At 70.4% G+C, this 20,342-nt stretch carries 17 protein-coding genes; 14 read left to right on the top strand and 3 right to left on the bottom strand.

Going from position 1 to position 20,342, the window contains the following annotated elements; all coding sequences use genetic code 11:
• Positions 1–329: 329 nt before the first annotated feature.
• Both pknB and BM287_RS08730 read right to left on the bottom strand, forming a co-directional pair.
• Positions 330–2,231, bottom strand: a complete 1,902-nt coding sequence (gene pknB, locus BM287_RS08725) for a Stk1 family PASTA domain-containing Ser/Thr kinase (protein WP_090038671.1) — start codon at positions 2,229–2,231, stop codon at positions 330–332.
• Positions 2,232–2,317: 86 nt separating this feature from the next.
• Positions 2,318–3,451 (bottom strand): LysM peptidoglycan-binding domain-containing protein, encoded by a 1,134-nt coding sequence (locus BM287_RS08730; protein WP_090038669.1) that lies wholly within the window; start codon positions 3,449–3,451, stop codon positions 2,318–2,320.
• A 152-nt stretch (positions 3,452–3,603) separates the two neighbouring features.
• Between BM287_RS08730 and BM287_RS08735 the strand changes: the two genes are divergently transcribed.
• The gene (locus BM287_RS08735; RefSeq protein WP_090038667.1) at positions 3,604–3,945 is read left to right on the top strand and encodes an Rv2175c family DNA-binding protein; all 342 of its coding nucleotides are present in this window, start codon (positions 3,604–3,606) and stop codon (positions 3,943–3,945) included.
• 77 nt (positions 3,946–4,022) lie between these two features.
• On the opposite strand, the gene BM287_RS08740 is transcribed toward BM287_RS08735, so the two are convergent.
• Complete coding sequence (locus tag BM287_RS08740) at positions 4,023–5,153, bottom strand: polyprenyl synthetase family protein (RefSeq protein WP_090038665.1); 1,131 nt, start codon at positions 5,151–5,153, stop codon at positions 4,023–4,025.
• A gap of 79 nt (positions 5,154–5,232) precedes the next feature.
• Between BM287_RS08740 and BM287_RS08745 the strand changes: the two genes are divergently transcribed.
• From BM287_RS08745 to BM287_RS08805, 13 genes are all read left to right on the top strand, one after another.
• Complete coding sequence (locus BM287_RS08745; protein WP_090038662.1) at positions 5,233–5,616, top strand: DUF3040 domain-containing protein; 384 nt, start codon at positions 5,233–5,235, stop codon at positions 5,614–5,616.
• A gap of 240 nt (positions 5,617–5,856) precedes the next feature.
• Complete coding sequence (gene mraZ, locus BM287_RS08750; RefSeq protein WP_090038660.1) at positions 5,857–6,288, top strand: division/cell wall cluster transcriptional repressor MraZ; 432 nt, start codon at positions 5,857–5,859, stop codon at positions 6,286–6,288.
• Between the two features lie 116 nt (positions 6,289–6,404).
• On the top strand, positions 6,405–7,397 hold the full coding sequence (rsmH, locus tag BM287_RS08755; RefSeq protein WP_090038658.1) for a 16S rRNA (cytosine(1402)-N(4))-methyltransferase RsmH: 993 nt from the start codon (positions 6,405–6,407) through the stop codon (positions 7,395–7,397).
• Positions 7,398–7,407: 10 nt separating this feature from the next.
• A complete protein-coding gene (locus BM287_RS08760) occupies positions 7,408–8,058 on the top strand; it encodes a cell division protein FtsL (protein WP_090038656.1) in 651 nt (216 codons plus the stop codon).
• A 19-nt stretch (positions 8,059–8,077) separates the two neighbouring features.
• The gene (locus BM287_RS08765; protein ID WP_090038653.1) at positions 8,078–9,820 is read left to right on the top strand and encodes a peptidoglycan D,D-transpeptidase FtsI family protein; all 1,743 of its coding nucleotides are present in this window, start codon (positions 8,078–8,080) and stop codon (positions 9,818–9,820) included.
• A 27-nt stretch (positions 9,821–9,847) separates the two neighbouring features.
• Complete coding sequence (locus tag BM287_RS08770) at positions 9,848–11,392, top strand: Mur ligase family protein (protein WP_090038688.1); 1,545 nt, start codon at positions 9,848–9,850, stop codon at positions 11,390–11,392.
• A complete protein-coding gene (gene murF, locus BM287_RS08775; protein WP_090038651.1) occupies positions 11,393–12,802 on the top strand; it encodes a UDP-N-acetylmuramoyl-tripeptide--D-alanyl-D-alanine ligase in 1,410 nt (469 codons plus the stop codon).
• On the top strand, positions 12,799–13,914 hold the full coding sequence (mraY, locus tag BM287_RS08780; protein WP_090038648.1) for a phospho-N-acetylmuramoyl-pentapeptide-transferase: 1,116 nt from the start codon (positions 12,799–12,801) through the stop codon (positions 13,912–13,914). The genes murF and mraY overlap by 4 nt, the downstream gene beginning before the upstream one ends.
• On the top strand, positions 13,911–15,494 hold the full coding sequence (gene murD, locus BM287_RS08785) for a UDP-N-acetylmuramoyl-L-alanine--D-glutamate ligase (protein WP_090038645.1): 1,584 nt from the start codon (positions 13,911–13,913) through the stop codon (positions 15,492–15,494). Before mraY ends, murD begins: the two co-directional genes overlap by 4 nt.
• The gene (gene ftsW / locus BM287_RS08790) at positions 15,454–16,704 is read left to right on the top strand and encodes a putative lipid II flippase FtsW (RefSeq protein ID WP_090038643.1); all 1,251 of its coding nucleotides are present in this window, start codon (positions 15,454–15,456) and stop codon (positions 16,702–16,704) included. Before murD ends, ftsW begins: the two co-directional genes overlap by 41 nt.
• Positions 16,701–17,768, top strand: a complete 1,068-nt coding sequence (locus BM287_RS08795) for a UDP-N-acetylglucosamine--N-acetylmuramyl-(pentapeptide) pyrophosphoryl-undecaprenol N-acetylglucosamine transferase (RefSeq protein ID WP_090038641.1) — start codon at positions 16,701–16,703, stop codon at positions 17,766–17,768. The genes ftsW and BM287_RS08795 overlap by 4 nt, the downstream gene beginning before the upstream one ends.
• 65 nt (positions 17,769–17,833) lie before the next feature.
• Positions 17,834–19,264 (top strand): UDP-N-acetylmuramate--L-alanine ligase, encoded by a 1,431-nt coding sequence (gene murC, locus BM287_RS08800; protein WP_090038638.1) that lies wholly within the window; start codon positions 17,834–17,836, stop codon positions 19,262–19,264.
• A 7-nt stretch (positions 19,265–19,271) separates the two neighbouring features.
• Positions 19,272–20,282, top strand: coding sequence for an FtsQ-type POTRA domain-containing protein (locus BM287_RS08805; protein WP_090038633.1), 1,011 nt, complete (start codon positions 19,272–19,274; stop codon positions 20,280–20,282).
• Positions 20,283–20,342: the final 60 nt, after the last annotated feature.

Genomic DNA, 20,342 nt, shown 5'->3' on the forward strand with positions numbered 1-20,342 from the left:
GAACTCCTCCGTTTCCTGCGTTCGGCGAAGACCTCGCCCGGAGCTCCTCCGTTTCCTGCGTTCGGCGAAGGCCTCGCCCGGAACTCCTCCGTTCCCACATCCGGCCGGGGCCGCGACTCCTCCGGTTCCGCAGCCCATGCCGGTGGGGAAGGGAGGAGGATGTGGCGGGGTCGGAGGGATATGGCGGGAAACGGAGGAGTTTCTCGAACAGGGCGGCCGAAAGTCCTCCGTTTTCGCGAGCCAGGCTGACGAGCGGGAGAGTGGGCGGAGCGGGACGTCGGGACGGGACGGGACCGGGACGGGACGGGACCGGGACGGGAGGGATGCCGCTAGAAGCCGGCGAAGTTGACCGTGATCGTGGAGCCCTTGGCCTGCTGCGTGCCGGCGCCGGGGGAGATCTTCGAGACGACGAACGCCGGAGGCGCGACGTCGGCGATGGGGCTGTACTTGAGCTGGAAGCCCGCGTCCGTGAGCGCCTTCTTGGCGACATCCCACGTCTTGCCGACGACATCCGGCACCGTGACCGGCTCCGGACCCTTAGACGTCTCCAGCAGCAGCGTGTCGCCGGGGCGCACGGGCTGGTGCTGCGGCTGCGCCGCGATGACGTCGCCTTCGGGGATCGTGTCGCTGTAGCTCTGCGGCCCCGCCGAGGTGAGCAGCTGCACCTTGCTGAGGATCGCCGACGCATCCGCGACCGATTTGCCCGAGACATCCGGGATGGAGCCGGCCGAGACGACGAGGTTGACCGCCGCGGCCTCGAAATACGGCCCGCCTCCGGAGATGTCGGCATTGTTGTCGGCGCGCGTCGCGGAGAGCACCGTGTTCGCGGGCACCTTCGCATCGAACTGCTGCGCGACCGCGCCGACCTTGGCACCGGCTCCCGTGATGGCGCTCTTCGCCGCATCCACCGTCTTGCCGGCGAGTGCGGGGATCGTGATGGGCTTCGGCCCCTGCGAGATCCGCAGCGTCACGGTGCTGCCGCGCCCGGCGGGTATGCCCGCCCGCGGATCGGTGCTCGACACCATCCCCGTGGCCACCGTCGTGCTGTACTCCTGAGCCTGTGCCGTCTTGAAGCCGAGCTTCTGCAGCTGGGCCGTCGCGGCGGCCGGTGCAGCGTTGACGACGTTCGGCACGGTGACGAGCGACCCCGGTCCCGCACCGAAGTACCAGCCCGTCCCGGCGGCCGCGCCCGCGAGCAGGAGCACGAGCGCGAACAGCCACCAGCCCTTGCGGCGGCGCTTCTCGGCCGCCGCCGACAGGGTGGCGGTCGCGGCGGGAGTGCTGGAGGCGACCTGCTGACGGATGGCCGGGTTGATGATCTGGGTGTCGCCCGCGTCGAGGTCGAGGGCGGGCGGCAGCACCATCGTCGGCTGCAGGACGGCCTCGCCGCGCAGCGACTTCTCGGCTTCGAGCAGCCGGTCGAGCATCTCGCGCGCGTCGCGCGGGCGGCGGTCCGGATCCTTCTCGGTCGCCCACAGGACGAGCTCGTCGAGCTCGGCCGGCACCGCCGGATTCTTGCTGCTGGGCGCCGGGACCGCGTCGTTGGCGTGCTGGTACGCGATCTGCATCGGCTGCTCGCCGAGGAACGGCTGCTGGCCGGTCAGCATCTCGTACATCATGATCCCGAGCGCGTAGATGTCGCTGCGTGCATCCGCGACGCCGCGGGTGACGAGCTCGGGGGAGAGGTACGCGATGGTCCCGAGGAGCGCCTGCCCCGTCGCGGTGTTGGCGCTGGCTGCGCGGGCGAGCCCGAAATCGCCGATCTTGATCCGGCCGTCGTCGGCGAGCAGCACGTTCTCGGGCTTGAGGTCGCGGTGGACGATGCCCGCCTTGTGCGCGGCGGCGAGGCCTGAGAGCACCGCCTCCATGATGTCGATCGTCTGCTCGGGAGTGAGCTTGCCGTAGTCCTTCAGCAGGTCGCGCAGGGTGATCCCCGGCAGGTACTCCATGACGAGGTACGCCATGTCGGAGTCCTGGCCCTGGTCGAAGACATTGACGACGTTGGGATGCGCCAGGCGCGCGGCGGAGCGGGCCTCCTGCACGAAGCGGCTCTTGAAAGTGGAGTCGTCGGCCAGGTGGCCGTGCATGATCTTGATCGCGACCCGGCGCTCGAGGCGCAGGTCGGTGGCCAGGTAGACCGTCGCCATGCCTCCGCGGGCGATCCGCGAGCGCACCTGATACCGGCCGTCGATGAGACGTCCGATCATCGGGTCGGTCTGGCTCGTGGTCACGGATCGAGTCTAGGGAATGAGGGATGCGCGAACCCTGCAAAACACCGGCGGAGGCCGCTGCTGTGATCCGGCTGTGACATTTGCGCTCAGCCGAGCTGGGCGAGCCACGCCCGGGCGGAGGTCTCCCACTTGGCGTAGGCGTCGGGGAACGCGGACAGCTGCACGGCCTGAGCCGCCTGCGTGATGCTCATGCTCGTCCATCCCGGGATGTCGAGGAGCCCCCGGGTCTTGCCCTTGTTGGGGTTCGCGGCGCCGCCGTAGAAGGCGAGGGTGGCGCGGGTCGGGTCGAGCACCTGCTCGGGAGTGCCCCATCCGGTGCTCGGGCGCTGCTGGAACAGGCCGAGCGAATCGCGGTCACCATAGCGGACATTGCGGAGGCCGGACTCCTGTGCCGCCGCGGCGAGGGCGATCACGATCCCCGAATCCGGGACGCCGAGTTGGCGGCCGATGCGGATGATGAGCTGCGCGTTGGCGCGCATCTCGTCGGTGAGGGCGACGACGTGCCCGGAAGACGCGATCGGCAGGGGCGCGGGAGCCGCGACGGGCGCCGGAGCGGCCACGGGTGCGGCAGCGACGGGCGTCACTGCGGGAGTGTCGAGAGCGGCCGTGGTCATGCCCGGGATGCGGACCTTCTGACCGGGGAAGATCAGGCTGGATGCGCTCAGGCCGTTGGCGGCGAGGACCGAGCGGGTGGAGACGCCGAACCGGCCGGCGATCCCGCTGACGGTGTCGCCGCGCACGACGGTGTACGTGGTGGTCGCAGCGGGCGCGGGTGCTGCCGGAGCGGGCACAGCCGGAGCAGGTGCTGCGGGAGCAGGCGCGGCGTGTACGGGGCCGGCGAGGGCGAGCACCTGCCCGGGGAAGATGAGGCTCTTCCAGCTGAGCCCGTTGAGCGCGAGCACGGCCGCGGTCGACAGGCCGAATCGGGCGGCGATGCCCGAGACCGTGTCGCCCGACCGGACGCGGTAGGTGGACGGCGCGGCCGCGACGCTGGTGCTCGCCGCGGAGGTCTGCGCCGCCCCGGCGATCGTGCTGGTCACCGTGGCCCGCTCGAGCGGAGTGACCTCTCCGGTGTCTCCGTCATGGCCCGACGCGTGGTCTTCGCGCGGCGCGGCCTGGGCCGGCGTGACGAGATTGAGGGTGACCGCGAGCGAGCTCGCCACGGCGATCGGGACGGTTCCCAGGATGCTGCGGACCTTGCCGGTATCTGCCAGAGCCATGGTGACCCCCCTTTTCGAGTGACACGACGACACCCCACGCTGGCACAGAAGGCAAGAGGAGTCAACAGAAGTGGCTGATGTGACAGCAGTTTACCTGATCGTAACAATCGGAGTGGCGTTCGCTCCCCCCGATCTCGTGGCACGCTGGAGGGGTGAGCGAGAACGTCCAGACCACCGAGTGGTTGACCGTCCCCGACCTCGTCGAGCAGTTGGGCCTGAGCGTGAGCCGGGTCCGCCGGCTCATCGAGGACCGTCACCTCGGCGCCAAGCGCGTCGACGGCATCCTGAAAGTCCCGGCGTCCTTCCTGAAGGACGGCGAGCCGCTGAGCGAACTGCACGGCACCCTGATCGTCCTGGCGGACGACGGGTTCAGCGACGACGAGGCCGTCGACTGGCTCCTCGCCGAGGAGGAGAGCCTCGGCACCTCGCCGATCGAGGCGCTACGTGCCGGCCGCAAGGCGGAGGTCCGCCGGGTCGCGCAGGCGCTCGCCTAGACTCCCGTCCTCGGGCGAGCAGGCCGGTCAGGCGAGCAGGACGGCAGGCCGTCAGGCGAGTAGGGCGAGCAGGCCGTTCAGGCGGTACGCCGCGTGACCGTGACCGCGAGGTCGCGCAGCTGCGCGCGGGCGGCCGCGCCGAGCGGCGCCGCGTCGAGCGCGGCGATCGCGCGCGCGACGTTGTCCGCGATCATCTTCTCCACCGTCTCCACCGCGCCCGACTCCCGGATGGTCAGCTGCAGGGTCCGGATCTGCTCCGGCGTGAGGCCGGGGTCGCCGAGCAACTCGTCGAGGGCGGCACGCGCCCCCGAGGGGATGGCCTGCCGGGTGAGCGCGATCAGCACCGTCCGCTTCCCCTCGCGGAGATCGTCGCCGCTCGGCTTGCCGGTCACGTCCGCGTCGCCGAAGACGCCGAGGAGGTCGTCCCGCAGCTGGTACGCGATGCCGAGCGGGAGCCCGAACGCGCGCAGCGCCTCGTGCTGGCCGACGGTGGCTCCGGCGAGGCTCCCTCCGATGAGCAACGGCGACTCGATGGAGTATTTGGCCGACTTGTAGACGATCACCCGCTCCGCGCGCGCCAGCTGGTCGGCGTCCGGGCGGCCGGCCCAGCCGATCTCCTCGAAGATGTCGAGGTACTGGCCGGCGGTCACATCCAGCCGCATCCGGTTGAACTCGGCGCGGGCGGCGCGCCGGGCGGGTGCACTGACGAGCTGGGTGAGGCCCTCGTCGAACAGTTCGTCGCTGAGGATGAGGAGCAGGTCGCCGAGCAGAGTGGCGGCTCCGGTGCCGAAGCTCGCGCCCGATCCGCCCCACCCCTCCCGGTCGTGGAGCCGCTCGAACCGCTTGTGCGCGGACGGCGCCCCGCGGCGCGTGTCGGAGTTGTCGATCAGGTCGTCGTGGACCAGTGCGGCGGCGTGGAACAGTTCGAGCGCGCTGGCGACCGAGACCACGGCATCCAGCGCGCCGCCGGCCGTGATCGCCCCCGGACCGGCGCCGTCGTCCTCGCCGCCTCCCGCCGTCCGGACGGCCTGCCAGCCCCAGAAGCAGAAAAGGGCCCGGAATCGCTTGCCGCCGCTGAGAAAATCCCTTGAGAAAGCCGCGACGGGAGAGAGCTCATCGGCGATGGAGACGAGAATGGAAGCAGGCGTATCGAAGAATCCATCGATTCTGGACTGGATGAGATCGACGAACCGGATGCTTTCAGACACACGCCTAGCCTAGCCAGACCCGCAAGGCTACAATCGGCTTCACTGAAGCCTCGAACCCGCGAGAAAGAGGGGGAATCGGATGCCGCTTTCGGAACACGAGCAGCGCCTCCTCGAAGAGATGGAGCGCAGTCTCTATCAGAATGACGCAGATTTCGTCGCGAAGGTCGGGGGCAAGCGGGCTCGGCCTGCCTACCGTTCGATCGTCCTCGGGATCCTGCTCGCCGTCGTCGGTGTGGCCGTCCTGGTGGCCGGCGTCTACTTCCAGCAGCCGGTCGTCGGCATCGTGGGCTTCGTGGTGATGTTCGCCGGGGTCCTCGTCGCCGTCGCGCCGGGCAAGCGCGTGGCCGTCGAGCCGGGCACGGCGGAGCCGAAGGGCGCGAAGGCGCGCGGGGCTCAGGCCGGCTTCATGGACCGCATGAACGATCGCTGGGACAAGCGCAACGAAGGCGGCGGAGAGGGCTAACCCCTCCACCCTGCTCCACAGTTCTTCCATCGAAGGGCCGATCGAATGATCGGCCCTTTTTTCATGCCCTCTTTCCATCCCGGGCCCTCCATTTCCCTCCACCCCGTACTTCCGCGGTATTCCGGGCTTCAGCGTCCCCATTTCGGGGCAATTTGGTCAGGGTGCATGACTTTGTGGATGGAAGTGGAGTAAAGTGGAGCAACACCGCAACCTGGGCCGGGAGAGTGGGGGTGGCAGCCGATGTTCCTCGGTACGCACGCCCCGAAACTCGACGAGAAGGGGCGCATCATCCTTCCGGCCAAGTTCCGGGACGAGCTCGCGTCCGGCCTCGTCCTCACCCGCGGCCAGGAGCACTGCGTCTACGTCTTCTCGCAGCGTGAGTTCGAAGCGCTGCACGAGAAGATCCGTCAGGCGCCGGTGACGAGCAAGCAGGCCCGCGACTACCTGCGCGTCTTCCTCTCGGGGGCGAGCGCCGAGGTCCCGGACAAGCAGAACCGGGTGACCATCCCGTCGGCGCTGCGCTCGTATGCAGGACTCGATCGCGACCTGGTCGTGATCGGCGCGGGAAGCCGCGCGGAGATCTGGGACGCACAGGCCTGGGAGACCTACCTGGCCGAGCAGGAGGCAGCATTCGCGAACACGGAGGAGGAGGTGATCCCGGGACTCTTCTGACCGCGGCGTCCCTGACGCCCGACTCCCAGCCATACGCCCTGACGCCACTTCCCCGGTGTCAGGTCGGGATGGATGGGGATCCGGAATCAGGGGCACAGCGACCGTCCCGAACAGCCATGACCGACTCCACCGGAAACGACCGCATCCACACCCCCGTCCTCCTCGAGCGCTGCATCGAGCTGCTCGGCCCCGCTCTGGCGAAGCCCGGCGCTGTCTTCGTCGACGCCACCCTCGGGATGGGCGGTCACTCCGCCGGAGTCCTCGAACGCTTTCCCGAGGCCACCCTGGTCGGGCTCGACCGCGATCCCGAGGCCCTGGCGATAGCGGGGGAGCGCCTCCAGCGCTTCGGCGACCGCGTCCACCTCGTCCACACCGTCTACGACGGCATCCGGGAGGCGATCGAGGGGCTGGGCTTCCTCCGGATCGACGGCGTGCTCTTCGACCTCGGCGTCTCCTCCCTCCAGCTCGACCGGGTGGAGCGCGGCTTCTCGTATTCGAAGGACGCCCCGCTCGACATGCGGATGGACTCCACCAGCGAACTGACCGCCGCCACCGTGCTCGCCGAGTACTCCGAGGCCGACCTGCGCCGGATCTTCCGCGAGTACGGGGAGGAGCGGCTGGCCGGTCGATACGCCTCCCGCATCGTGGAGGCCCGCGAGAAGCAGCCGCTGGAGCGGTCGGGCCAGCTCGTCGACCTGATCACCAAGGCCACCCCCGTGGCGGTCCAGCGGCAGGGCCACCCGGCGAAGCGGGTCTTCCAGGCGCTGCGGATCGAGGTGAACCAGGAGCTGTCCGTTCTGCAGCGGGCGATCCCCGCGGCGATCGACGCGCTCTCCGTCGGCGGCCGCATCGTCGTGGAGTCCTACCAGTCGCTGGAGGACCGCATCGTGAAGCGCGAGCTCCAGGCCCGCTCCGTCTCGAGCGCCCCGGCGGGCCTTCCGGTCGAGCTGCCGGAGCACCGTCCGGAGCTGAAGCTGCTCATCCGCGGCGCGGAACTGGCCGACGAGGACGAGAAGGCGGCCAACCCTCGCGCGACATCGGTGCGGTTGCGCGCCGCCGAGCGGGTACGACCCGCGAACACCGCCGACACCACGACACGGATGAGATGAGGAGGGGCTCGTGAGCACCAACCTGGCAGAAGCGATCTCGCAGCCCACGCGCAAGCGTCCGGCGGCGCTGTGGCATGGCGGGGCCCTCCCGGCACCGGTGGAGGAGCCCAAGCGCACCCACCTCGAAGTGGTGTCCACCCGCTCCCAGCGGAGGGCCCGGCCGCGCACTCTGTACGCGGCCGTCGCGGTCGGGACGCTGCTCACCGTCGTGGTGGCGCAGCTGCTCCTCAGCATCGGGATCTCGCAGGGCGCCTACCAGCTGAACACCCTGCAGGCGAAGCAGGCGCAGCTCCAGCGGTCGTATCAAGCCGTGTCGGAGGACCTCAACCGGGTGTCGTCCCCGCAGAACCTTGCCGCCAACGCCAATGCCCTCGGGATGGTCAGCAACAGCAGCCCCGCGTACCTCCGGCTCTCGGACGGGGCCGTGCTCGGCGCGCCGCTTCCGGCGGACGGCGCGGCCGGCACGGTGACGGGCGCCCAGGGCAACCTCGTGCCCAATGCGCTCCTGGCCGGAGTCCCGCTTGTGACCCAGCCGAAGACACCGGCGACGGCCCCGGGCGGGCAGCCTGTGAATTCCACAGGTCCGGGTGCCGCTACCCCGGCCGCCACCACGGGGCCCGTACCGTTGGAGGGAGCGTTGCCGACCCCGGTGACGCACTGACGACGGACGGGGCGTGCGCATGGTCGGCAAGAAGATGCTGCGGCGGCGGACCGCTGCGACGGTCCTCGCCGTCGCGGCGGCCGTCGGCATCCTCGGGGCCAAGCTCGTCGACATCCAAGTGATCCGGGCGGACGCCCTGCAGGCGGACTCGATGAAGGCCAAGGAGGTCTCGACCTCCCTGCTGGGCAACCGCGGTGACATCGTCGACGCGAACGGGTCCATCCTCGCCACCACCGTCTACACGTATGCGGCGGCGGCCTCGCCCAAGGATGCGATCGCCGGCGGGCGGGACAAACTCGTGAAGGCGGCGGCGGCGATCGGTGCGATCACCGGCCAGGGCGGCGACGCCGTGCTCGGACTGATCGACGGAGCGCTCAAGCAGAACCCGAAGTCGCAGTATGTCCTGATCAAGTCCGGGATGGATGTCGGCACCTTCGACAAGCTCGACAAGCTGCCGTACCCGTGGCTGACGTTCACGAAGAAGCAGGCGAGGAGCTATCCGGACGGAGCGGTCGCCGGGAACCTCGTCGGCTTCCTGTCGGACGGCGGCAATGCGGGACTGGAAGCGAGCGAGAACGGCTGCCTGGCCGGCGAGAACGGCGAGGAGACCTATCAGCGCGGTGCGGATGGCGTCGCCATCCCGGGCAGCACTGTGGTGCAGAAGGAGGCGAAGGACGGCGGCACGCTGAAGCTGACCATCGACAGCGACCTGCAGTGGTTCGCCGAGCAGACGCTGGCCCAGCAGGTGGCCGCGACCGGCTCGAAGTTCGGCTTCGTCACCGTCGCGGAGGCGAAGACCGGCAAGATCAAGGCCATCGCGCAGTGGCCCGCGCTCGATCCCAACAACATCAACGGCACCGATCCGTCGTACTGGGGGCTCAAGCTGTTCAGCGACCCGTACGAGCCGGGATCGACCTTCAAGGCGCTGACCGCATCCATGCTCATCGACCAGGGCAAGGCGACGCCCACGACTCCGGTTCTCGCACCGTACGAGTGGAAGTCCGGCAACGGCGCCGACCTGCACGACTCCGGTTACCACGATCCTCTCCGGTTGACGCTCACGGGCGTCCTCATGATGTCCTCCAACACCGGCATGTCCCAGCTGGGCAGTCGACTCGCCGACCAGACGCGCTACGACTACCTGAAGAAGTTCGGGATCGGCGAGTCCACGGGCCTGCCCTACCCCGGCCAGTCGGACGGCATCCTGCACCCGGTCAAGGACTGGGACGACCAGACCAAGTACGCGACGATGTTCGGCCAGGGCGTGTCGGCGACCCAGCTGCAGATGGTCGACGCGTACCAGGCGCTCGCCAACGGCGGCACCCGCATCCCGCTCTCGATGGTCGAGGGATGCCAGCACCCGGACGGCAGCGTGACCGACGTCCCGACGACGAAGCCGACCCAGGTGGTGTCGCCTCAGGCGGCCGCCACCACCCTCGGGATGATGGAGTCGGTGGTCACCTCGGGCGAGCTCAAGAAGCAGCTGCAGATCCCCGGCTACCGCGTCGCCGCGAAGACCGGGACGGCCCAGCAGCCGGACGGGAAGGGCGGCTATCTGCCCTCGTACTACGTGTCGGTGATGGGCGTCGCCCCGGTGGACGATCCGCAGTACGTCGTTTCGGTCAACCTCGGATACCCGACTACCATTACTTCGTCGGCAGCTGCCGCTCCGCTGTTCCACACGATCATGAGTCAGGTGCTGAAGACCTACCGGGTGAAGCCCTCCACGTCCAGCCCGGCCGACTATCCCCCCTACTACTGAAGACACCGTCTACGGAAAGTGAGCCTCGTGACAGGACCGGCGCCCTCGTCCCTGCGCCCCGAGCATCCCGTCGCCCGCCCGCTCGCCCAGCTGGTCGCCGAGTTCGGGCTCGACGCCCGCGGCGACCTCGACGGTGTCGAGGTGACCGGTGCTGCCCTCGCGAGCTCCGTCGTCGAACCGGGCGACCTCTACATCGGGGTGCCGGGACGCAACGCGCACGGCGCCACGTACGCGGCCGCCGCGGCCGAGGCCGGAGCGGTCGCCGTCCTCACCGACGAGGAGGGCGCGGCACTCGCTGCCGACTCCGGCCTGCCGGTCATCGTCACGCCGGACCCCCGCGCGGCGCTCGGCGCCGTCTCCGCCTGGATCTACCGCACCGAGGAGAACTCGGCGACTCTCTTCGGCGTCACCGGAACCAACGGCAAGACCAGCGTCGTGTACCTGCTCAACGCCATCCTCGGCCAGCTCGGCGTGGTCTCCGGCCTCAGCTCGACGGCCGAGCGCCGCATCGGCGACACCGCCATCACGAGCAAGCTGACCACCCCGGAGGCGAGCGAGCTGCACGCCCTGCTGGCCCGCATGCGCGAAGAGGGCGTCCGCGCCGTGGCGGTCGAGGTGTCGGCGCAGGCGCTGAGCCGTCACCGCGTCGACGGGATCGTCTTCGACGTCGTCGGCTTCACCAACCTGAGCCACGATCACCTCGACGACTACACGGCGATGGACGACTACTTCGCCGCCAAGCTGGAGCTCTTCCAGCCCGACCGCGCGCGTCGCGGCGTCGTCACGGTCGACTCCGACTGGGGACGCCGGCTCGTGGAGCAGTCGCGCATCCCGGTCGCCACCCTCTCCACCTCGCCCGGGTCGGACGCCGAGTGGATGCTCACCGTGCTCGAGGAGACGATCACCCACACGGCCTTCGCGCTGGAAGGCCCGGACGGCCGCCGGCTCGAGACGCGCATCCCGCTGCTCGGCGCCTACAACGCGGCCAACGCCGCCCTGGCCATCGTCATGCTGGTGGAGTCCGGCTACGACCTCGACGCGATCGGCGCAGCACTGGAGCGCGACGGCGGCATCGACGCGTACATCCCGGGTCGCGCCGAGCGCCTCTCGGGCGAGCGCGGTCCCGTGGTCTTCATCGACTACGGCCACAGCCCCGACGCCTTCCTCTCGACGCTGAGCGCGCTGCGCAAGGTGACGGAGGGGCGCGTCGTCATGGTGTTCGGAGCCGACGGCGACCGCGACACCACCAAGCGGACGGACATGGGCGCGATCGCCGCCCGCGGTTCGGATGCGGTCGTCATCACCGACTTCCACCCCCGCTTCGAGGACCCGGCCAGCATCCGCACCGCCCTGCTCGAGGGGGCGCGCTCGGCCGTGCCGGACCTCGAGCTGTACGAGATCCCGGACCCGCGCGCGGCCTTCCGCACCGCGCTCTCGCTGGCCGGAGAAGGAGACGTCGTGCTGTACGCCGGCCCCGGCCACGAGGACTACCAGGAGGTCGCCGGACAGCGGCTGCCCTACTCCGCACGCGAGGACGTCCGCCTCGCACTGCGAGAGGCGGGGTGGCTGTAGATGATCGCTCTCACGCTGGCCGAGATCGCCGCGGCCACCCGCGGCACGCTGCTGCTCGACGGGACGGACGCGACGCCTGAGACCGAGGTCGCCGGCGAGTCGACGACGGATTCGCGCGAGGTCGTCCCCGGCTCGCTGTTCTTCGCCAAGCCCGGCGAGTTCACGGACGGCCACCTGTTCGCCCCGCAGGCGGCGCAGGCGGGCGCCGCGCTCGTCGCGGTCGACCATCCACTCGACCTGCCGGTCCCGCAGCTGCTGGTCGAGGACACGGTCGCGGCCCTCGGCGACCTCGCCACCGAGGTGATCGCGCGCGTGCGCTCGCTCGGGAGGCTGAAGATCGTCGGGATCACCGGCTCCAACGGGAAGACCACCACCAAGAACCTGCTGCGGGCGGTGCTGGAGCAGGTCGGGCCGACCATCGCGCCGCGCGCCTCGTTCAACAACGAGGTCGGCGCCCCGGTGACCATGCTGCAGGTGGACGAGGGGACGCAGTTCCTCGTGGCCGAGATGGGCGCGAGCGGCATCGGCGAGATCGCCCGCCTGGTGCGGATGGCGCGCCCGGACGTCGGCGTGGTGCTGAAGGTCGGGCTGGCGCACGCCGGCGAGTTCGGCGGCATCGAGAAGACCCTGCTCGCGAAGTCCGAGATGGTGACGGACCTCTTGGAGTCGGATGTCGCCGTGCTCAACATCGACGATGCGCGCGTGCGCACGATGGCGGATAAGACGGTCGCCCGAGTGCTGTGGTTCGGACTGGACGAGCGTGCCGACGTGCGCGCGACCGCTGTGGTGTCCGACCGCCGCGGCACCTCCTTCACGCTCCACCTGCCGGACGGGTCCTCGCGGCCGGTCCGGTTCCAGGTGCTCGGCGAGCACCACGTGATGAACGCGCTGGCCGCCGCCGCCTCTGCGCACGTCCTCGACGTCGGCATCGATCTCATCGTCGCGGCGCTGCAGTCCGTCAAGACGGCGGAGCGCTGGCGGATGGAGGTGCTGGGCGGAAGCGCGGTGACCGTCATCAACGACGCCTACAACGCCAGCCCGGATTCGATGTCCGCCGCCCTCAGGACGCTCGCCCAGATCTCGGAGCGGCCCGGCCGGACGGTCGCGGTGCTCGGCGAGATGAGCGAGCTGGGCGAGTTCTCGGGCGAGGAGCACGACCGCGTCGGCCTGCTCGCCGTCCGCCTCGGCATCGACCAGCTGGTCGTCGTGGGGCCCGGCGCCCGGCGGATGCACATCTCCGCGATCAAAGAGGGCTCGTGGGACGGCGAGTCGATCTTCTTCGACACGCAGGACGCCGCCTTCGAGCACCTGACGGGCGCGCTGCGCGCCGGGGACACCGTGCTCGTGAAGTCGTCGAACTCGGCGGGACTCCGGTTCCTCGGCGACCGACTGGGAGAATTCTTCTCGTGAAAGCCCTGCTGACCTCCGGTGCGCTGTCGATGGCGTTCACGCTGTTCCTGACGCCGCTCTTCATCCGGCTGTTCCGCCGCCTGCAGTGGGGGCAGTTCATCCGGGACGACGGCCCGCAGAGTCATCACGCGAAGCGCGGCACCGCGACGATGGGCGGCATCGTCGTCATCCTCGGCACGCTGTTCGGCTACTTCACGGCTCTGCTGCTCACCGGGGATGAGACCAGCGTCTCGGCCCTCCTGGTGCTGCTGCTGATGGTGGGGCTCGGCGTCGTCGGCTTCGTCGACGACTTCCTCAAGACCCGGCGTGAGCGGAGCCTCGGCCTCACCGGCTGGGCCAAGGTCGCCGGTCAGGTGATCGTCGCGAGCGTCTGGGCGTTCCTCGCGATCCGGTTCCCGAACGGCCACGACTACACGCCGGCGTCGATGAGCGTCTCGGTCATCCGCGACATCCCGGTCCTCGACTTCGGCTCGATCACGAAGTTCGGCGTCATCGGGGTCCTCGTCGGCTACGGCCTGTATCTCATCTGGATCAACTTCATCGTGGCGGCGACCTCGAACGGCGTCAATGTGACCGACGGGCTGGACGGCCTCGCCTCCGGCGCGTCGATCCTCGCCGTCGGCGCGTACATCATCATCGGTTTCTGGCAGTCGATCCAGTCGTGCACGAGCGTGACCCTCAATCCCGAGAACGTCGCCAAGTGCTACGACGTGCGCGACCCGTTCGACCTGGCCATCGTGGCGACGGCCATCGTCGGAGCCGTCGTCGGCTTCCTGTGGTGGAACACCTCGCCTGCGCAGATCTTCCTCGGCGACACCGGCTCCCTGGCCCTCGGCGGCGCGGTCGCAGCGCTCGCCATCCTGAGCCGCACGGAGCTCCTGCTCATCCTCATCGGCGGACTGTTCGTCATCGAGGCGGGCTCGGTGATCGTGCAGCGCGCGTACTTCAAGCTGACGCACGGCAGACGCATCTTCCTGATGAGTCCCGTCCACCACCACTTCGAGCTCAAGGGATGGGCCGAAGTGACGGTCGTGGTGCGGTTCTGGATCATCGGCGGCCTGCTGGTGGCCGCGGGCGTCGGCTCCTTCTACCTGGAGTGGCTGGCGACATGACCGACTCGCGCGACCCCGGCACGCCGGCGGACCGGACCGCCGAAAGGCTCGTGGGGCTGACCAGCTGGCACGCGGACTGGAGCGGGCTGCGCGTGGCCGTCTACGGGCTCGGCGTCACCGGATTCTCCGTCGCCGACACGCTCGCCGAACTGGGTGCCGACGTGCTCGTCGTGACGGCGAAGGCGGACGACGAGCGGCGGATGCTGCTCGAGGTCATCGGCGCCGAGCTCGTGGAGCAGGCCGACCTGGGTGCTGCGCCGGAGCGACTGGTCGCGTTCGACCCGGAGCTCGTCATCGCGTCCCCCGGATTCCACTGGGACCACCCGCTGCTCGTCTGGGCGCAGGAGAACGGCACGGCGGTGTGGGGGGACATCGAGCTCGCCTGGCGCCTGCGCGACAAGGTCGCCCGCGCCGACGGCGCCGACGGCCCGGCCGACTGGATCTGCGTCACGGGCACCAACGGCAAGACGACGACCGTGCAGCTGACCGCGACGATGATCCTCGCCGGCGGCAACCGGGTCGCGCCGTGCGGCAACATCGGCGTCCCGGTGCTCGACGCCATCCGCGATCCGGAGGGCTTCGACGTGCTCGTCGTCGAGCTCTCCAGCTACCAGCTGCACTGGGTGAACCGCAACGCCGGCGGCGAGCTCTCGCCGTTCTCCGCCGCGTGCCTCAACATCGCCGAGGACCACCTGGACTGGCACGGGTCGCTCGAGGCGTACATCGCCGCGAAGGCCAAGGTGTACGACAACACGCAAGTCGCCTGCGTCTACAACCGGGCCGACGCGAACACGCTGCGGATGGTGGAGGAGGCGGAGGTCGTCGAGGGCGCGCGCGCCATCGGCTTCGGACTGGATGTTCCCGGCCCGAGCGACTTCGGGATCGTGGACGGCATCCTCTGCGATCGCGCGTTCCTGGAGGACCGCGCGAACGCCGCCATCGAGCTGACCACCCTGGACGAGCTCCGCGAGGCGGGGCTGGATGCGCCGCACGTGGTCGCGAACATCCTCGCCGCCAGCGCCCTCGCGCGCTCGTACGGGGTCACTCCGCAGACGATCCGCGATGTCCTGACCGCGTTCCGGCTGGATGCGCACCGCATCGAGCTGGTCCGGGTCGAAGCAGGCGTCAGCTGGGTCGACGACTCCAAGGCGACGAACCCTCACGCGGCCGACGCATCGCTGCGCGCCTACCCGTCCGTGGTCTGGCTGGTGGGCGGCCTGCTGAAGGGCGTCGACGTGGATGCGCTGGTCGCCGCCCACGTGGGCCGCCTCCGTGGGGCGGTGCTCATCGGAGTGGACCGCGAGCCGCTGATGGCTGCATTCCGGCGACACGCGCCGGAGCTTCCCGTGCTGGAGGTCGAGGCCCGCGAGACTGAGGAGGTCATGCCGACGGCGGTGCGGCTGGCCGGCGGCCTCGCCCGCGAGGGCGACACGGTGCTGCTCGCCCCGGCGGCGGCGTCGATGGATCAGTTCGCCGACTATGCGGAGCGCGGCCGTCGCTTCCAGACAGCGGTCAACGAGTACGTGGGAGGTGAGGCAGATGACGAGTCCGCCTCGCGTCCCGACCCGGATCAGGGCTGAGGAGACCGAGTCGCGCGCCGGCCGTCTCGGAGCGCTGACCACGCGCATCCAGCTCGGGCGGGCGATGACGTCCGAGTCGGCCAACTACTTCCTCCTGCTCGGCATCACGCTCTTCATGGTGGTGTTCGGTCTCGTCATGGTGCTGTCGTCGTCGGCGGTCGAGTCGCACAACGACAGCAACAACTTCTTCGCGCGCTTCTGGTCGCAGGGTGCGTACGCGCTCGTCGGCCTCCCGCTGATGTTCGTGGTGTCGCGGCTTCCGCGGGCGTTCTGGCGCAGATCGATCTGGTTCTTCCTCGCTGCCGCCTGCTTCCTGCAGGTGCTCGTCCTGCTCACTCCGCTCGGGATGGAGATCGGCGGCAACCGCAACTGGCTCAAGATCGGCTCGCTGACCGTGCAGCCGTCGGAGGCGATCAAGCTCGCCCTCGTCGTCTGGCTGGGGATCGTGCTGGCGCGAAAGCGCGAGGTGCTCGGCCAGTGGAAGCACGTCGCCATCCCGGTCGTCCCGGTCGCCGGCGGTGCGATCGCCCTGGTGACGCTCGGCGGCGACCTCGGCACGACCATGATCATGGCGGGGCTGGTGCTCGGCGGCCTGTTCTTCGCGGGTGTCCGGATCCGGTACCTGTTCACCGGGGTGGTGGCCGTCGGCGTCGTGGCCTTCTTCGTCGCGATCTCCAGCGCGAGCCGTCTGGGCCGCATCGCGGCGGCGTTCGGCGGGACGAGCGCGGCCAATCCGGATGTCGACTGGCAGATCAACAACGGCTTCTATGCGCTGGCGTCCGGCGGCGTCTTCGGCGTGGGGCTCGGCAACTCGCACTCGAAGTGGTCCTGGCTCCCGGCCGCCGACACGGACTTCATCTTCGCCATCATCGGCGAGGAGCTGGGCCTGATCGGGGCCGTCGTGGTGCTGCTGCTCTTCGTGATGCTCGCGATCGTCTTCCTGCGCATCATCCACTCGTCCACGGATCCGTTCGCCCGGGTGACCACGGCGGCCATCATGGTCTGGCTGATCGGCCAGGCGTTCGTCAACATCGCGGTGGTGCTCGGCGTCATCCCGGTTCTCGGCGTCCCGCTCCCACTGATCTCCGCAGGTGGGACTGCGATGATCAGTTCCATGACCGCCATCGGAATCGTGCTGTCGTTCGCGCGCCAGTCCCACCGTGACTCCCTCGCCGCCCAGCGCCGGGATGCGGAGGACCTGCGCGCATGACGCGCTACCTTCTCGCCGGCGGAGGCACCGCCGGCCATGTGAACCCGCTGCTCGCCGTCGCCGACCGCCTGCGGCGCGACGACCCCGCCGCCGAGGTGCTGGTCCTCGGCACGGCGGAGGGTCTGGAGGCGCGGCTCGTGCCCCAGCGCGGCTACGAGCTGGCGACCATCCCGAAGCTGCCCTTCCCGCGCCGCCCGAATGCCGCGGCCCTGCGTTTCCCGGGGGAGTACCGGCGCACGATCCGGACGGTGCGCGAGCTGATCCGTTCCCGGGGGATCGACGTCGTGGTGGGGTTCGGCGGCTATGCCGCCGCCCCGGCCTACTCCGCCGCACGTCGCGAGCGGGTTCCGCTCGTGCTCCACGAGGCGAACGCCCGGCCGGGCCTCGCGAACCGGCTGGGGGCACGGTACACGCCGTGGGTCGGGGTGGCCTTCGAGGGGACGCCGCTTCCGCATCCCACCTTCGTCGGCATGCCGCTGCGGGTCGAGATCGAGGAGCTCGATCGTGCCGCCGCCCGCGCGCCCGCGGCGGCGGAGTTCGGGCTGTCCGCCGAGCGCCCCACCCTGCTCGTCACGGGTGGTTCGCTCGGTGCGCGGCGCCTCAACGAGACGATCGTCGCCCGCGCCCGGGAGGTGACCGCCGCAGGCTGGCAGGTGCTGCACATCCAGGGCGGCCGCGGCGAGCTCACCGACCCCGGTGTGGAGCACTACCGCCTGCTCGACTACTGCGACCGGATGGACCTGGCCTTCGCGCTCACCGACGTCGCCGTGGCCCGGGCGGGCGCTGCGACCGTGTGCGAGTTCGCCGCCCTCGGCATCCCCGCCGTCTACGTGCCCTTCCCGATCGGCAACGGCGAGCAGCGCTTCAACGCGGCCGGCGTCGTCCAGGCCGGGGGAGGCCTGCTGGTCGACGACGCCGAGTTCCTTCCTCCGTGGGTGGATGCGCACCTCCTGCCCCTGCTCGCCGACACGGACCGCGTGGCCGCGATGGCCGCTCGAGCCGCCTCCGCGGGCGTCCGCGACGGCTCCGACCGCATGGTCGCCCTCATCCGCGAATCGCTCTGACCCGGAACCGCCGGCGTCGGCGGCGCCTCGAAGGGTTATGGAGGTTCGCCGCGTAAGCTGCATGGGTGACGATCAAGCCAGACCCGAATCTCACCCTGCCCGACGAGCTCGGAAAGCTGCACTTCGTCGGCATCGGCGGCTCGGGGATGAGCGGCATCGCCCGCCTGTTCCTCGAGGCCGGCTACACGGTGACGGGATCGGATGTGCGGCATTCCGCCAACATCGACACCCTGCGCGGCCTCGGGGCGACGATCACCGTCGGCCACGACGCGGCCAACGTCGGCGACGCCGACACGCTCGTCGTCACCGGAGCCCTGTGGCAGGACAACCCGGAGTACCAGCTGGCGCTGGCGAAGGGCCTTCCGGTGCTGCACCGCTCCCAGGCGCTCGCCTGGCTGATCAAGCGGTCCCGCCTGGTCGCCGTCGCCGGCGCCCACGGGAAGACCACCTCCACCGGCATGATCATCACCGGGCTGCTCGGCCTCGGCGAGGACCCGAGCTTCGTCAACGGCGGTGTGATCGCCTCCCTCGGGAAGAGCTCTCAGACGGGCGCCGGCGAGCTGTTCGTGGTGGAGGCGGACGAGTCCGACGGCTCGTTCCTGCTGTACGACACGGCCGTCGCCCTGATCACCAACGTCGATCCGGACCACCTCGACCACTACGGCTCGCTGGAGGCGTTCGAGGATGCGTTCGTCACGTTCGCGCGCGAGGCCGACGAGTTCGTCGTCGTGTCCTCCGACGACCCCGGCGCCATCCACGTCACGCGCCGCCTGCGCGAGGAGGCGCCGGACAAGCGCATCGTCACCTTCGGCGAGGCCGAGGATGCAGACGTCCAGGTGCGCTCCATCGTCACCGACGGTCCGGTGTCCTTCGTGCTCCGCTACCGCGGCGAGGACTACGCGGCCCGCCTGCGCGTTCCCGGCCGCCACAACGCCGTCAACGCCGGGGGAGCCTTCGCCGTCCTCACCGGCCTTGGCTTCGACCCGGCCGCAGCACTCGCGGCCATCGCCGGGTTCGGCGGCACGGAGCGCCGCTTCGAGCTGCACGGGACCGTCGGCGGCGTCAGCGTCTACGACGACTACGCGCACCACCCGACCGAGGTCGCCGCAGCCCTCTCGGCCGCGCGCACCGTCGTCGGCGACGGCCGGATCATCGCCGTCCACCAGCCGCACCTCTACAGCCGCACGCGGCTGTTCGCGCGGGAGTTCGCCGAGACGCTCGAGCAGTACGCCGACGAGACCGTCGTGCTGGACGTCTACGGCGCTCGGGAGGATCCCGAGCCCGGCGTCACCGGAGCGCTCGTCGCCGACCGCTTCGCGCATCCCGAGCACGTCGCCTTCATCGCGGACTGGCAGCAGGCCGCCGACCACACCGCGCAGATCGCGCGCGAGGGCGATTTCGTGATCACGCTGGGCTGCGGCGACGTCTACCGCATCGTCCCCCAGCTGCTGGACTCGCTGCGCCGGGAGCACCCGGACGCCGTCCCGGCGGAGTAGGCGTCCCGTGAAGCGTCCTCAGGGTTTCGACCGGCAGGAGGCGCCGGCCGCGGCGTCCGCCGCGCCGCGTGGGAACGCGGAGGAGCGCGGCGGGCGAGACCGGGACGAGGCCGTGCCGCGCACCGTCGGGACCGTGACCGAGCCCATCCCCGTGGTGAAGCCCGAGCAGCGGGATCCCGTGCGGTCGCCGCTCCCCGCTCCCGCGCCCGGCACGGAGAGCTCGCCCTACTCGCGGCTGCCCACGAACCGCGAGATCGCCACGGCGCTGCGCGCGGCCCGTCGCGAGCGCAAGCGCGTCGAGCGCGGGGAGGTCCGTCGCTTCACCAAGCGCTCGCGGCGTCGCCGCCTCGCCTGGCTGGCCGCCGCGGGAGTCGTGGCCGCCCTCGTCCTCGCCGTCGCGATCATCGCGTATTCTCCGCTGCTCGCGCTCAAGCACATCCAGGTGACGGGGACCTCCCGGCTGGATGCGACCGCCATCGAGAAGAAGCTCTCGGATCAGCGGGGCACGCCGCTGCCGCTGCTCAACCAGGCGGGGATCTCCAGCGACCTCGCCGCCTTCCCGCTGATCCGCAGCTACACGGTCGAGAGCCATCCGCCGGACTCGATCGTCGTCCGCGTGGTCGAGCGGCAGCCCGTCGGAGTCATCCAGCAGGGCGGCGCATACACCCTGGTGGATGCGGCCAAGGTTCCGATCGCGAGCAGCGAGAAGCGGCCGGACGGCTTCCCCCTCATCGCGGCGAGCGGCGGCGCGGCGGACGTGGATGCGGACTCGGGCTTCGCCGCGGCCGCGAGCGTGCTGAGCGCCCTGCCTCCGGGCGTCCTGGCGCAGGTCGACACGATCGCCGCGAAGACGAAGGACGACGTGAGCTTCACCCTGCGCAGCAGCCATGCGACCGTGGTCTGGGGGAGCGCGGAGGACTCCTCGCTGAAGGCCGCGGACCTCGCCGCTCTGCTGAAGAGCGCAGCCGGCGCATCCCGTTACGACGTCTCGTCGCCGCACAGCGTGACGACGGGCTAGCGCCGAGATGGATGGCACTTTTCCGACACGCCTGCCGGGTTACCCGGGCGGGGCCACCGC

Origin of the sequence: Leifsonia sp. CL147 (assembly GCF_900114565.1) — a bacterium.
Lineage (GTDB): Bacteria > Actinomycetota > Actinomycetes > Actinomycetales > Microbacteriaceae > Leifsonia.

What these genes read in the sequence shown, in the direction of transcription:
- BM287_RS08730 (WP_090038669.1), bottom strand. Translation starts at nt 3,451, where the DNA reads ATGGCTCTGGCAGATACCGGCAAGGTCCGCAGCATCCTGGGAACCGTC.
- BM287_RS08745 (WP_090038662.1), top strand. Translation starts at nt 5,233, where the DNA reads ATGCCGCTTTCGGAACACGAGCAGCGCCTCCTCGAAGAGATGGAGCGC.
- mraZ (WP_090038660.1), top strand. Translation starts at nt 5,857, where the DNA reads ATGTTCCTCGGTACGCACGCCCCGAAACTCGACGAGAAGGGGCGCATC.
- rsmH (WP_090038658.1), top strand. Translation starts at nt 6,405, where the DNA reads ATGACCGACTCCACCGGAAACGACCGCATCCACACCCCCGTCCTCCTC.
- BM287_RS08765 (WP_090038653.1), top strand. Translation starts at nt 8,078, where the DNA reads ATGGTCGGCAAGAAGATGCTGCGGCGGCGGACCGCTGCGACGGTCCTC.
- murF (WP_090038651.1), top strand. Translation starts at nt 11,393, where the DNA reads ATGATCGCTCTCACGCTGGCCGAGATCGCCGCGGCCACCCGCGGCACG.
- murD (WP_090038645.1), top strand. Translation starts at nt 13,911, where the DNA reads ATGACCGACTCGCGCGACCCCGGCACGCCGGCGGACCGGACCGCCGAA.
- ftsW (WP_090038643.1), top strand. Translation starts at nt 15,454, where the DNA reads ATGACGAGTCCGCCTCGCGTCCCGACCCGGATCAGGGCTGAGGAGACC.
- BM287_RS08795 (WP_090038641.1), top strand. Translation starts at nt 16,701, where the DNA reads ATGACGCGCTACCTTCTCGCCGGCGGAGGCACCGCCGGCCATGTGAAC.